Raw genomic sequence first — 14325 nt, forward strand, 5'->3', positions numbered from 1 at the left:
CAAATGTTGAAACAAAAGACTCTGAAAGACAGTTTTTCTCTCAGTGGTAAAGGTCTTCACACGGGACTTGACCTTACCGTTACTTTCAATCCGGCTCCGGACAACCACGGATATAAAATCCAGCGCACCGACGTGGAGGGACAACCTATCATTGATGCGGTTGCGGACAACGTGACTGAAACCACTCGCGGCACTGTTCTTTCCAAGAATGGTGTGAAGGTTAGTACTGTAGAGCACGGCATGGCAGCCCTCTATGCCTTAGGCATCGATAACTGCTTGATACAAGTCAACGGTCCTGAGTTTCCCATTCTGGACGGTAGCGCCCAATACTATGCAAAAGAGATAGAGCGCGTCGGTACAGAAGAACAAAACGCCGTTAAAGATTTCTATATTATCAAGTCAAAGATCGAGTTCCGCGATGAAAAGACTGGTTCTTCCATCATCGTGTTGCCCGACGAGAACTTCAGTCTGAATGTACTGGTATCTTACGACTCGACCATCATTCCCAACCAGTTTGCAACACTGGAGGACATGTCAAAGTTCAAAGACGAAGTAGCTGCCAGCCGCACATTCGTATTTGTACGCGAAATAGAGCCATTGTTGCAAGCCGGCCTCATTAAGGGTGGTGATCTGGACAATGCTATCGTAATCTACGAACGTGAAATGTCTCAGGAAGACTTTGATAAACTGGCCGACGTAATGGGAGTCCCCCACATGGATGCCGAGCAGCTGGGTTACATCAACCACAAACCACTGGTATGGGCCAATGAATGTGCCCGTCACAAACTGCTCGACGTAATCGGTGACCTAGCTTTGATAGGCAAACCCATCAAGGGACGTATCATCGCTACCCGTCCGGGACATACCATTAATAACAAGTTCGCCCGCCAGATACGTAAGGAAATCCGCCTGCACGATATACAGGCTCCGACTTACGACTGTAACCGCAAACCCATCATGGATGTAAATCGTATCCGCGAACTGTTGCCGCACCGTTACCCATTCCAATTGGTGGACAAAGTGATTGAAATAGGTGCCAATTATATTGTAGGCGTGAAAAATATCACTGCCAACGAGCCTTTCTTCCAAGGACACTTCCCGCAGGAACCGGTCATGCCAGGTGTATTACAGGTTGAAGCTATGGCACAGGTAGGCGGTCTGCTTGTATTGAACTCCGTAGACGAACCCGACCGCTACTCCACCTACTTCATGAAGATAGATGGTGTGAAGTTCCGCCAGAAGGTAGTGCCGGGTGACACCCTTATCTTCCGCGTAGAACTGCTTGCACCTATCCGCCGTGGCATTTCCACGATGAAAGGCTATGCGTTCGTAGGCGAGAAAGTGGTTTGCGAGGCAGAGTTTATGGCACAAATAGTTAAGAACAAGTAACTCTCAATTAAATATGATAAGTCCCTTAGCGTATATTCATCCCGAGGCAAAAATCGGGGAAAACGTAGAGATTGCTCCTTTTGTATTCATCGACAAGAATGTGGTAATCGGCGATAACAACAAGATTATGGCAAATGCCAACATTCTGGACGGTTCACGTATCGGCAATGGAAATACGATTTTTCCGGGAGCTGTTATCGGTGCCATCCCTCAGGATCTGAAATTTCAGGGAGAAGAGAGTACCGCTGAAGTCGGTAACAACAATACCATTCGTGAAAATGTTACCATCAATCGTGGTACGGCTGCCAAAGGTAGAACCATTATCGGTAACAATAACCTGTTGATGGAAGGTGTACACGTAGCTCATGACGCCCTTGTCGGTAATTACTGCATCATTGGTAACTCTACCAAAATGGCAGGTGAGATTGTGATAGACGATTTCTCCATTATCAGCGCCAATGTATTGATGCATCAATTCTGCCGTGTAGGCGGATATGGCATGATACAAGGCGGTTGCCGTTTCAGTAAGGATATTCCGCCATACATCATTGCAGGCCGGGAACCGATTGCTTACAGCGGTATCAACATTATCGGGTTGCGCCGTCGCGGATTCTCCAATGAAACCATTGAGAATATACACAACGCATACCGTATCATTTATCAGAGTGGATTGAACACTTCAGACGCATTAAAGAAAATAGAAGAAGAAATTCCGACGAGCCCGGAAATAGAATACATTGTCAGCTTCATCCGTGACTCCGAACGTGGTATTATTAGGTGATAAAACGATAAAGTAATTAGAATATGATATACAGATTTACACTTATCTCCGATGAAGTGGACGACTTCGTAAGAGAAATACAAATTGACCCGGAAGCTACATTCTACGACTTCCATGAGGCTATAGTGAAGTCAGTAGGCTATACTAACGACCAGATGACTTCTTTCTTCATCTGTGATGATGATTGGGAAAAAGAAAGGAAATTACACTGGAAGAGATGGATGACAATCCGGAGATGGACAGTTGGGTAATGAAAGACACCACTATCAGCGAACTGATAGAAGATGAAAAGCAGAAGTTACTCTATGTGTTCGACTACATGACAGAACGCTGTTTCTTCATTGAACTCTCCGAGATCATTACCGGAAAAGAAATGAAAGGTGCCAAGTGTACCAAGAAGGAAGGTGATGCTCCGAAACAGACAATTGACTTCGAAGAAATGACAGCCAACAGCGGATCGCTTGATCTGGACGAAAACTTCTATGGAGATCAGGACTTTGATCTGGAAGAATTCGACCAGGAAGGTTTCGACATGGGCGGAGGCGAAGGTGGCGCAGCACCGTTCGAGGAAGAAAAGTTCTAATATTATTTTAAATTTTTCATCCGCAGATAACGCGGATAACACAGATTTGAAAGACTTAAGCCTAGAAGAGATCTGCGTTATCCGCGTTATCTGCGGATGGGAAATGATTCTCTAAATACCATTTCCTTATGAAAACCCTGATAGTGCTTATTGGACCGACCGGAGTCGGAAAGACCGAACTCAGCCTGCGGCTGGCAGAGCATTACCAAACTTGCATCGTTTCCGCAGACTCTCGGCAACTCTATGCCGACTTGAAAATAGGGACGGCAGCCCCTACCCCCGAGCAACTGCAACGCGTGAAACATTACCTTGTAGGAACCTTGCAACTCACGGATTACTACAGTGCCGCCCAATATGAAGCGGAGGTATTGAAACTTCTGGAAACCTTATTTACCGAACAGGATACAGTATTGCTTACCGGTGGCTCTATGATGTATGTGGATGCCGTTTGCAAAGGCATTGATGATATTCCGACCGTAGATGCTGAAACACGCCAAGTGATGCTGCATAAGTATGAAACGGAAGGTCAGGAGAGATTGTGTGCAGAGCTAAAGTTACTCGATCCGGAATACTACAAAATAGTAGACCTGAAGAATCCTAAACGCGTAATCCATGCACTGGAGATATGCTATATGACAGGGAAGACCTACACCTCATTTCGTACACAACAGAAAAAAGAACGCCCCTTCCGCATCATCAAAATAGGATTGACGCGCGACCGGGAAGAACTTTACGACCGCATTAACCGGCGGGTAGAGATTATGATAGAGGATGGCTTGGAAGAAGAAGCCAGAAAGGTATATCCTTATCGGGCACTTAATTCATTGAATACAGTAGGTTATAAAGAGATGTTCAAATATATCGACGGAGAATGGACCTTGCCTTTTGCCATAGAGAAAATCCAACAGAACTCCCGCATCTATTCACGCAAGCAGATGACATGGTTCAAAAGAGATGAAGAAATCCGTTGGTTCCATCCGGAACAAGAAACGGAGATACTGGCGTACCTCCGTTCGATAATGTAAATTCTATTCTGATTCCAGTAAACTCTGATAAATCATTCTGATAGATGATTCCAGTTCATCGTACAGCTTCGGTATTGCTTGGGGATCGAGGCTTCCTTTTTTATACCACTCTTCCAGTAATGGCTTCGTCGTACGGAAGACTTCATCTTCTACCGCAGTAATCACTGTCATATAACCGTCACCTTTCTCAGGACTATACAATCTTTCCCAATTCAGATAACGTCCGGTACCCATTCCCTGCTTATAGCTGAAAACTCTGTCTGCCAAACGAAGTGACCAATCACTGAGCGGAGCTGCCTCATGTTCTTTGCCGAAACGTACCATTCCAGGAAGAAGTTTACCGGCATCTTTCACCCACAACGGAACAGCTATACCGGTAGGAGGATAACCTAACAGTGTCCACATGGTAGTCAGTTCGGCTTTCTCACCCGGTTTCACACCTTGTACCACTACCGAACACGATGTACTGCTACGCGGAATGAAATCCTGATCTACAAACCAACCCGATGCCTGAGGACGATTATATGCCCCGCTACGCAAATCAATATCCAGCATACGATTACGGAATGAACGCGATAAATCATTGAAAATAAACTGTGGGGTAATGCTACCCGTAGCCGAAGCTTTCATCAGCACCTGGTCTGCTTCCATATAGCGTACATAACCGGCACCCTCGTTCACCTTACCAGCAAAAGAAAAGTTGGTACGGGCAATATAACCATAAGGAGCGTCCTTCGGGTTATTGGCATCATACATCACATATTTATGATAATCTACCTCAAACATAGCTGCCCCGCCTTGTGCATCGATTACACCAAAATTAGCTTCGATATCGCTGGGCTTGGAAATGGTATCCAGAAAATGACAGAAGTCCTCTACCGTTGCACAAACTTCGAGTGCACGATAAATAACACGCCCATTGGCTGCCCCCCGTTCTTCATCGCCCTTTACATCCACCAGATTATACGATTGTGTATTCATCAAAGCAAATCCTGAGGAATTAGTTCCCATCCATGCCTCTTTCAGATATGCATTGGCGCTATTCACTACAGCAATAAAGTTATACTTCTCGCCTTTCACATAATCAATATGGTTTCGCATAAAGTCCGTATCACGGTTTTTCCAAAGCAGGGGGCGACCGTCGGGCGTCACTTTGCCCGATACGACAGCAGAGGTGCAGGCCTGCACCGGATTAGTCGGGCACGCAATGGCTACTATGCACAGAGCCAATAGGGATAGTTGTTTCAACATAGATTACAAGGTATTAAGAAGTCGATACAAAAATAAGATTTTCTGATAAAGAAGTACCCATAAAGATGAGAATTATTTAGTTTACATTGGATATCCCAATGAAAACACCTACTTTTGATTGCAACTAAAAATTGGAAACTATGAAACGACTCTCCTTAACAGTGTTATTAACATCCGTGTTGCTAATCAGCTCCTGCACAACAGCTCCCATTTTTCAGATAGACGCCACTACACAAGGCATACTGGCAGGAGATACGCTTATCTTCACCCACCACTCATTGCCCGATTGGAAGGAAACCAGCTGCGACACACTTGTAGCTACCAAGAAAGGAGAATTCTCTTTCAGTAAAATTATTGCAGAAACAGGCCTTTATAATATTGCATACCATCCTTCCCAAACCGAACCCCCGATCTATTGTAATCGCGGCTTTTCGTTTTATGCCCGGCCGGGCGACCATTTGAAGGTGAAAGGTGATATAGAATTCTTCCCTGCCATGCAAAAAGAAGGTGGAATGTATGACGACCCGCGCCTGCAACGCATCCTCACCCTGGACGACAGCATAACGGTGGAAATGAACAAACTCTATCGCAAGCTACGCCATTTCGCCGATCTACGGGGTACTCCGCAGGCCAATCCGGATTCAGTGATCTATTATAATCAGGCTTACAGACAGTGCCATTCCAAGGAATTGAGCGAAGCTCTGCGCAACTTCTATAACACAGCGGACGATAGCGAATATGCAGCTTTGGAATACATGCAGTCTCTCCATGCGATACCATACAAAGAAGCACAGGAAAGATTTGCCCGCTTTACCCCTGAGATTCAATCATCGACCACCGGAAAGAAAATAGAGCAGTTGCTCAAAGTAATGAAGAATATTGAACCGGGAAACACTCCAAGCGCATTTACCGTTACCGCCGACGACAGTAGTCGCATTTCCCTGTCAGATTATCAGGGGAAATATCTGCTTATCTATCATTGGGGATATGGTTGTCCGGGGACTACCTGGGTGCATCCACGCCTCTTGAAACTCTACGAAGAATATCATGATAAGGGATTCGAAATCCTGGGCTTCACCGGAGACAAGCGTCCTCAGGATCTTTCCGGAAATACGGAAGCGGCTGCGCTCTACTTCCCTCCCTGGCCCACTGTTTATACGGAACAAAAAGAAAATAGCTTTATAGCAACCGACTACTACTTCAACGGTGTTCCCATCCTGATGGTGATTTCACCCGAAGGCAAAACACTCTTGCGAGGATATAGCGACATATATCAGCCGCTCAAAGATTTATTGGAAAAAGAAATAGGCAAATAAAAAAGCCGGAATGCTTGACTTTGCCTTACGAATGTAGTATATTTGTAACCGTAATCCTGATTTAGATTCAGGAAGAATACACTGAGAGGAGCGACGCGGGTTGTTCCTCTTTTTTTGTATAATATAGTATGAAATCAGGGAAAACATACCTTGTTATGAGGCAAAACATACCATGTAATCACCCAAAACAAACCATCTGCCGGGGTCAAACAGATGATGTAAACAGGGTAAACACATCATCTATTCCCCAAAAACAAGAACGGGAAAGCCTAAGCCCTCCCGTTCCGTTAATGTTCCGTAAATCTGCTCTTGACGAGACTTCCGTTTTTTACTCATACTCTCCCCTTACGTAAAGCGCCGGCTTGATATAAACTTCCAGTATTCCGTCCGCACCGGTCTTTACTTCCATTTGCTCAATGTCTGTCTGGTAAGCGGTTCTTGCCGGGACTTCTTTGCCATCAATGTAGTAACGTACATTACGTTTATCCACACCTTTGTGCTTCAGAAGCGCTTCAATTTGCTTAGTTGTCTTTTCTTCTTTTACCTGTTCACTGGTCTTCAATTTAAAAATGACAACTCCATTTGCTCCACGCGTACCATAGATTGCAGTAGATGAAGCATCTTTCAGAACCTCGATACTTTCAATATATTCAGGGTTCAATGCTGCAACAATTTCAGAAGAAACCTCTATCTTATTTACAATAAACAGAGGTTGAGCAGATGGAATAGGAACACGGTCTCTGATAACCAAAGTACTGTCTCTCTTCGGAGACTGCGTCACGAGAGTTTGATTTTTCAAAGTATCTTTGAAAAGCACCACCTCCTTGGCAAAAGGAGCTTCAGCATGAATAGATATAGCGGCAGACATCACTAATAATAGAAATACTCCCCAAAAGAAGCTATATCCCTGGTGAATTTGTTTTCCTTGTCTCATAGCATTATCTTTTAAGTGATAGAATACTAAACCGTCTCAAACAAAAATACTTAAAAGTAATGATTTAAACAAAGAAATAAGAAACAAAGTTGATTATTCGACTGATAATTCCTTTAGTCTATCAAGCAAATAGGCCCGTTTACTCTCGCTTGTACCTTCTTCCCAATAACGGATAATACCTTTCTTATCTACCAACAATGTAGTCGGTGTGACCTGTACTTTAAACAAATTGAAGAAAAATAATTCATCGGCAATATGCGTAAAAAGGAAAGGACGGTTTTCCACTATCTTCTTTATCTGTTCCGCTGTATTCCAGGTAGTAGAAAAATAAGTCACACCCGGACAGGTTTTCATCCATTCATTCAGTTCCGGCATCTCCTTGATACATGGTCTGCAACCAGTATGCCAATAGTTCAGCACGAAAGGCTTTCCAATGATATCCGCCTTCGTCCATACCCGCCCCGTCGTATCCTTTACCTTAAAGTCCGGGAATGGTTTTCCTACCCATTTATCAAGAGTTACTGTATTAGTCGCTGCAATCGCCATTGGCTTTTGCGCTCCCGAACGGGAAATCCGCAATAATTCCTCTCCTCCGGGTACTTTTTCTACGGGAACCCGATATTTCATTGCATAGTCCGGTAAGGTTTTTCCTTTATTCAGACGTATTTCCAATGCGGTATGTCCTTCCCCATCTGTCAGCATAATCATCTGGGCACCTTCATCAGTCCGAATTCCCGGAGGCATACCATTGAAAAAACATCCGTCAATGAGAACATACTTATCACTACTAGTTTGGGCGGAGCAAAGCCCCACCCAAACAAACATCATAGAGAGAAACAAAAAGAGAGAATTCCTTTTCATATAAAATATCTTTGATTATTCATCTTTCAAAGTAACTGTCACCTTCGGCTCCGCCTTTACTTTAGCAGTTTTCATGCCAATATAAGAAACAACCAGTTTATCGCCTTTTGAAGCAGATAAGACAAAGCGACCATCCACATCGGTTATACTGCCGCTTTTTGTTCCTTCTATCAGTATGGCAGCACCTATGACAGGTTCTCCGTCTTTATCCTGCACAATACCTTCCACTTTCATATCACCTTTGGCAGAAGTCTTCTCAACTCCTCTTTTGTCTTTGGTAGTGATATAAATCTGCCCCTTTCCATCTGTTCCTTTCTCAACACTCATGCTTTCAATTCTTTCAGCCGATACTACCTCACCTATGTCCGCTACGCTGGAATCAATTTTCACACCATCTACAAAAAAGGTCACATCTCCCCGGTTTGCCTTCTTACTATTTATATAGATACCTTGCACTCCATTGACAGTAGTAAATTTACCTGTACCTTTCACTCCCAAAACCACGGGATCATCTGTATTCTTTAGTGTATAGGTTTCTGATGAATGATATCCTTCTTTATCATCTTTTAAAGTGATCAATATAACTCCATTCTTGCCTTTTTCTCCATATATTGCAGTAGAAGCCGCATCCTTCAAGATGCTAAAACTCATTATCCTGTCTACATTTATTGCATTCAATATAGACTGGGTAACTTCTTTGCCATCCACTATAACCAAAGCACTATCCAATAAACTTCCAGGGCGTCTGCTCACTTCTACGGTACGGGAACTCTTCATCTCTCCCCCTTCCAGTCTGAACATTACCGGCAGTGTATACTTCACTGCTACCGCCTGTCCTTTCTGCATACCCGGTTTCCATTTCGGCATTGCTCCCACCAACCGGATAGCCTCAGCATCCAGATCTTTATCTACAGCACGAATCACTTTCGGATCCGTCACATTTCCTCCCTTATCAATAATAAATTGTACCGTAACGCGTCCTTGTGTACCATTCTTCTTTGCAGCTTCAGGATAACGCATATTCTTCTGAATATACTCCAACGCAGCAGCCATGCCACCCGGATACTCCGGCATTTGCTCCACCACCTCGAAGAAGGGAGTACCCTGTAGCTTCTCAGTCACTTCGACGGGGATATACTTCACCTCCACGGGTTTAGCTGTATCTTTCAGTGCTGGAGCTACCTGTACTGGCTCTTCCATAGTTTTTATGGCTTTTGCTTCCACAATTGCTGTCAAATCATTAACTTTGACGGCAGAAATGTCGTGCAAACGAGAGAAGAGCAAGCTTGCTTGTTCTATTCCGAGTGCATCCGACATTCTTGAAATCTCTTCTGCGGTTTCCGAGATTTCAGGACGGGCAAAAGCAGTTACTGCAATGGCAGCTACCGGAAGTATATATAAATACTTCAATCTTGCCCACGGATTCGATTTTTCTTTTAACATCATAGTGATACGTTTTTTAAGTTTACTGTGATTAAAGCTGTTGGCCATAGAGTAGAGCCTTGTGCCGACAGCTTTTTTAATTAATAATAATTGATATTGTTTCGCGTCAACGCCTTTTTCAATCACCGTTTCATCCGCCTCATATTCATGGATATTCTGCAATTCCTGTTTCAGCAGCCACGAAGCCGGATTAAACCACTGGAAAAAGATGCAGATATCTGTTACCAGCAAATCCCACGAATGCCGGTTCTGTATATGAGCCAACTCATGAATAAGTATTTCCCGTCCATTCTCATCCAAGTCTTTCTGTGAAATAACGATGTATTTCATCCAACTGAACGGAGCTATATCGCGGTCATGCACTATCAAAGTCACTTTCTCACCACCGTCAGTATATTTACTCAAGTCTTCTTTTCTGCCTGATCTTAACAAATTACCCAACTTCAGCAACGAATACCCATTACGAAAAGCAAAAAGTAAAATACCAGCCAAGTACACCAATAATGCAACCTGTATCCAAGTTACCGTCACTTCCTCTATCTGCAATTCCTCCACATTTGTAGTATTCATCATATCCGCCAGCATCAGCCACTGTTCCAGTGTCATCATAGTTTGATGAACCTCTGTCTGCTTCTCCACAGTAACTTCCACCAATGGCAAAAGACAAGATAGCAACAATATGCTCAACAACGCTACCCGGTTGAAACGGTGAAACGTCTCACGGCTCAGTAACAAGCGGTAAAACAGGTAAAATACCGCCAAACAAACCGAAGACTTCAGTATATAGACAAAGAAAATTCCCATATTAACGTACTATTTAATAATTTACAGCTACTATTCCCCAGCCTTCAGTAGTTCTTCTTTCATCACCTCCGCACCGGGAAATCCGGTAACTTTATATGAGAGCTTCCCTTCCCGGTCTATCACAAAATAAGTAGGTATTCCCGGATACTCATATAGTTTACCTAATGCAGAACTCTGCTCATTCGTGATCCGATAGTGTATTCCATGAATATCAGGTATGGTGATTTTCCACTTCCCTTCAGGTGAACTTTCATCTGCTATATAGATATACACTACATCTTTCAATTCTTCTTTCACCGGCTTCAGGCTATTCATAGCCCGCATACAAGGGCCACACCAAGTATTCCACATATCTATCAGAACCACCTTACCACGATAAGGACGGGTGACAACTGCCAATAGACTATCTGCAGTAACTGCCGTATCCAACAGGCAAGCTGTATAGCCGGTCTTATTCTTAACAGCCTCTAACCGAGCTTCAATATCCGCATTCTTCTTCAAAAACAATTGCCGGATTGCTGGTGTATGGATGCTGTCCAATGTTAAACGTTCTTTAGGACTTAGCGGTAACTGCCGGCTTAAGTTAGAGGCAGCACGCATGCCCAGCATTATATCTACCCAAAGAGGATCTTGTACAAATCTGTCCCGAAGACTACTCGTTGCTGTTCTTACAAAGTCCGGATAATAATTGTAATATTTCAGCTCAGGTGAATGCAAAACATCCAGTTCCAGAATCTCTTTGAAGTAGGAAGTACTGTCTACAGTCATATCCGCTCGCTTCACCCCTTTTTTACCTGAAATCATCGGAGCATAACTAAGGTTACTTTTATAATTATAGATACAACTAAAAAGACTCATATCCAGATTTACCCCAGCATAAGTACGACTTGCCTGACTCAAATTCTTTTCTCCCTCCAATTGTTTCCTGAGAGTCTTATACTGCTTAAAAATATACTTCTTAAATGCCAATGGTGTCATCCCACAGATATCTGCACAGAAATTATCGTTACTACCAACTCTCATCATTCCTCCAATACGTAACAATTCTGTATTCAGCCCAGCATAATCGCCCTGATACCAAACCTGGGTCTCTTCATCCGTCCTCTGTTTTTCTCCAAACAAATGGCTTCGCAACCAAAAGATAGCGGGAAGATTCATCGTTATATCCAATTCACCACCTGGCACAATAAACAAATAAAACTGACATCCAGCGACCCATAGAGTACAACCACAAGGTAACAATACATCGGTTTCATAATTGAAAGTTCCATCTTCCGCTACTTCTATTTGTTTACCAAAAAAATCAAAAAAGAACCACGCCGAATTGTAGAACAACAGCTTCACACCGTATTCCGGTTTATACCCCAGTAATCTACCTTTTACAATAGCTTTATCGGCCTTCAGTTCAGGTATCGGTAAGGGTAGAGTATAATCCAACTGTTGGTGTAACACTTCTTCGGGCACATCTACCTGAGGTTTCTTACCGTCTAAACGTACACCATAGACATTCCAACCTTCATCGCTGCCCGGCATTTCAATAAAATCAAAGCTTTCCGTCTCTTGTGGAAGTGGAGCAAATTTCAACGTTGCCGCCATTTCACCAGAAGCAGGAAGACGCGTCCACTCTTCCTTCTGCGAAAAGCCCTCACTATTATAAAGAGCGTACTTTTTATCTGCCACACATAATACGGCAGTCGAGTCTATCCTCACCCCTTCGCCTGGCCTATTATAAATCTTCACTTCAAGCCAAGTAGTATCTTTTCCTAATGTCACCTTCTCTATTTCAAGGCTACGCGTATTCGTTGCCATGAAATAAGGAGCTTTCACAACCTTTTTCGCCTGCAAACCTACGCAAACAGCTATCAATACAAAATAAGTTATAGCTATGCTTTTCATAATTCTTGGCATTTTAAAGTTTCTATTTCGTTCCTCTCTCCACTTCTGCAATCAACTGCTTCAGGTCCTCCAACGAAATATCTTCTTCTTTTACCAACGATGATACTGCGCTGAGATATGAATTATTGAAGTACTTACTAATCACTTTCTTCAGCGTTCCCTTACTGAAGTCTTCCTTATTCACCACAGCATAATACTGGTACGTATTACCGTAAGTCTTATGTGCCAGGAAACCTTTATCTTCCAATCCCCTCACAATCGTGGACAGCGTATTGAAATGCGGCTTCGGTTCTTCATAGAAAGCCAGCATCTCCTTCACAAACAACGGACCTTTCTCCCAGAAAAATCCCATGATTTCCTCTTCTTTCGCAGTCAATCCTTTCATAACTCTTCATTTGTTTTTCGCAAAGAACTAAAATATTTAGTTTATAAACTAATTTTTCTCGTTAAATAAGACTAAACACAAAATACCTACATATAGCGATTGCAATTCCCGAGGGAAATCCGTTACTTTGCACACGAATAAATAAAGAAAGAAAGGATAATCTGCAATGAATGAACCGCATAAGTATTGCGCCACAGACAAAATGAGCGACCTTATCTGTGATAACTACTCCTTATTAATGGTTATGAGCCGTTTCGGCCTGTCCTTAGGATTCGGAGACAAGAGTGTAAAGGACGTTTGTGAAGCACAAGGCGTAGACTACCGTACCTTTCTCGCAGTAGCCAATTTCATCAGTGAAGAACAATATACTTATAGTGGAGAGGAAAACGTATTTTCCATCTCAGCCCTCATGGATTACCTGAAACGGGCGCACACTTACTTTCTCGATTTTAAATTACCTGTTATCCGTCGTAAGCTCATCGAATCTATCGATTGCTCAGGTTCGGATAATATTGCCTATCTCATTCTGAAATTCTTCGATGAATATGCCAAAGAGGTACGCCGCCACATGGAATATGAAAACGAGGCTGTGTTCACTTATGTCGAAAAACTACTCGAAGGCAAACTTGCAGAGGACTATGATATAGCAACCTTTGCCAGTAAGCATAATCAGATTGAATCCAAGCTGACAGAACTGAAAAATATTATCATTAAGTATTATCCCGAGAAAGAGAACAACAACAAGCTCAATGCTGTTCTTTTCGATATCTTCAACTGTGAGCATGACCTTGCTTCACACTGCCAAGTAGAAGACTATATGTTTGTTCCCGCCGTGGCACAACTGGAAAGGAGAATGAAAAATGAACAATAATGTTTCTTCTATAAAAATAGCAGTTGCAGAGACTTCAGTCATCATCCGGAGTGGACTTACAACAGTACTAAAGCGTTTGCCCAACCTGAATGTACACCCAATAGAAATCTCTTCCCCGGAATCTCTACAGAGCTACATCCACTTGAACACACCGGATATCCTCATTGTCAATCCAACCTTCGGCAGTTGGTTTGACATTACAACGTTCAAAACAGAAAATGGAAAGGTAGAAACTAAATATCTGGCACTTGTATGCTCGGTCATCGACAATAATTCACTAAAAGAGTACGACGACCACCTCTCTATCTGCGATGATACAGAAATAATCTCCACTAAAATAAACCAATTGCTTTGCACCGACGAAGAAAAAGAGAAAGAAAACGAGCAGGAAACGCTCAGCCAGCGTGAAAAAGAAATAATAACCTGCGTTGTGAAAGGCATGACCAATAAAGCCATCGCCGACCAACTTTACCTTTCCATCCATACCGTTATCACCCACCGTCGGAACATCGCCCGCAAACTACAAATACATTCTCCGGCAGGTCTCACCATTTACGCTATTGTGAATAAGTTAGTGGAATTGCAGGACATCAAGGATAATCTATAAAAAGTGCAGAAATTGAAGAAGTACATATCAAAGACCCGGACGAGGTAAAAGCAATATTGAAGCTGTCAGATTACGGACGTTTGGGAAATGAAGTCTGGAAAATAGTACATAACACCAAATGGAGCGTAGTAAATAGCAATGGGAAATACATCATCGGAGCACTGAATAAGACACGAAAG

General features: G+C 43.0%; 12 protein-coding genes and 1 pseudogene. 7 read left to right on the top strand and 6 right to left on the bottom strand.

The features are described from left to right. Positions 1-3: 3 nt before the first annotated feature. The 4 genes and pseudogenes from BN161_RS00845 (at position 4) to miaA (ending at position 3778) form a co-directional block, all read left to right on the top strand. Complete coding sequence (locus BN161_RS00845; protein ID WP_044262237.1) at positions 4-1389, top strand: bifunctional UDP-3-O-[3-hydroxymyristoyl] N-acetylglucosamine deacetylase/3-hydroxyacyl-ACP dehydratase; 1386 nt, start codon at positions 4-6, stop codon at positions 1387-1389. A 13-nt stretch (positions 1390-1402) separates the two neighbouring features. Further along, positions 1403-2170, top strand: a complete 768-nt coding sequence (lpxA, locus tag BN161_RS00850; protein ID WP_044262239.1) for an acyl-ACP--UDP-N-acetylglucosamine O-acyltransferase — start codon at positions 1403-1405, stop codon at positions 2168-2170. 23 nt (positions 2171-2193) lie between these two features. Further along, a pseudogene (locus tag BN161_RS00855) lies at positions 2194-2753 on the top strand (IS1096 element passenger TnpR family protein). A gap of 128 nt (positions 2754-2881) precedes the next feature. After that, the gene (gene miaA / locus BN161_RS00860) at positions 2882-3778 is read left to right on the top strand and encodes a tRNA (adenosine(37)-N6)-dimethylallyltransferase MiaA (RefSeq protein ID WP_044262241.1); all 897 of its coding nucleotides are present in this window, start codon (positions 2882-2884) and stop codon (positions 3776-3778) included. 3 nt (positions 3779-3781) lie between these two features. On the opposite strand, the gene BN161_RS00865 is transcribed toward miaA, so the two are convergent. Continuing rightward, the gene (locus BN161_RS00865; RefSeq protein WP_044262243.1) at positions 3782-5029 is read right to left on the bottom strand and encodes a carcinine hydrolase/isopenicillin-N N-acyltransferase family protein; all 1248 of its coding nucleotides are present in this window, start codon (positions 5027-5029) and stop codon (positions 3782-3784) included. Between the two features lie 140 nt (positions 5030-5169). On the opposite strand from BN161_RS00865, the gene BN161_RS00870 reads away from it, so the two are divergent. Beyond that, entirely contained in the window at positions 5170-6345 is a 1176-nt protein-coding gene (locus BN161_RS00870; RefSeq protein WP_044262245.1) for a peroxiredoxin family protein, read from the top strand. A gap of 328 nt (positions 6346-6673) precedes the next feature. On the opposite strand, the gene BN161_RS00875 is transcribed toward BN161_RS00870, so the two are convergent. From BN161_RS00875 to BN161_RS00895, 5 genes are all read right to left on the bottom strand, one after another. Then, entirely contained in the window at positions 6674-7279 is a 606-nt protein-coding gene (locus BN161_RS00875; protein WP_044262248.1) for a TonB-dependent receptor plug domain-containing protein, read from the bottom strand. A gap of 93 nt (positions 7280-7372) precedes the next feature. Continuing rightward, on the bottom strand, positions 7373-8140 hold the full coding sequence (locus BN161_RS00880) for a TlpA family protein disulfide reductase (protein WP_044262249.1): 768 nt from the start codon (positions 8138-8140) through the stop codon (positions 7373-7375). Positions 8141-8155: 15 nt separating this feature from the next. Then, complete coding sequence (locus BN161_RS00885) at positions 8156-10387, bottom strand: M56 family metallopeptidase (protein ID WP_044262250.1); 2232 nt, start codon at positions 10385-10387, stop codon at positions 8156-8158. A gap of 30 nt (positions 10388-10417) precedes the next feature. Continuing rightward, on the bottom strand, positions 10418-12283 hold the full coding sequence (locus BN161_RS00890) for a TlpA family protein disulfide reductase (RefSeq protein ID WP_044262252.1): 1866 nt from the start codon (positions 12281-12283) through the stop codon (positions 10418-10420). Between the two features lie 22 nt (positions 12284-12305). Further along, positions 12306-12668, bottom strand: a complete 363-nt coding sequence (locus tag BN161_RS00895) for a BlaI/MecI/CopY family transcriptional regulator (protein ID WP_007212543.1) — start codon at positions 12666-12668, stop codon at positions 12306-12308. Between the two features lie 166 nt (positions 12669-12834). On the opposite strand from BN161_RS00895, the gene BN161_RS00900 reads away from it, so the two are divergent. Both BN161_RS00900 and BN161_RS00905 read left to right on the top strand, forming a co-directional pair. Beyond that, complete coding sequence (locus BN161_RS00900) at positions 12835-13539, top strand: hemerythrin domain-containing protein (RefSeq protein WP_044262253.1); 705 nt, start codon at positions 12835-12837, stop codon at positions 13537-13539. Continuing rightward, positions 13529-14146, top strand: a complete 618-nt coding sequence (locus BN161_RS00905; RefSeq protein ID WP_044262254.1) for a response regulator transcription factor — start codon at positions 13529-13531, stop codon at positions 14144-14146. The genes BN161_RS00900 and BN161_RS00905 overlap by 11 nt, the downstream gene beginning before the upstream one ends. The last annotated feature ends 179 nt before the right edge of the window (positions 14147-14325 follow it).

Origin of the sequence: Bacteroides timonensis (assembly GCF_000513195.1) — a bacterium.
Classification (GTDB): Bacteria; Bacteroidota; Bacteroidia; order Bacteroidales; family Bacteroidaceae; genus Bacteroides; species Bacteroides timonensis.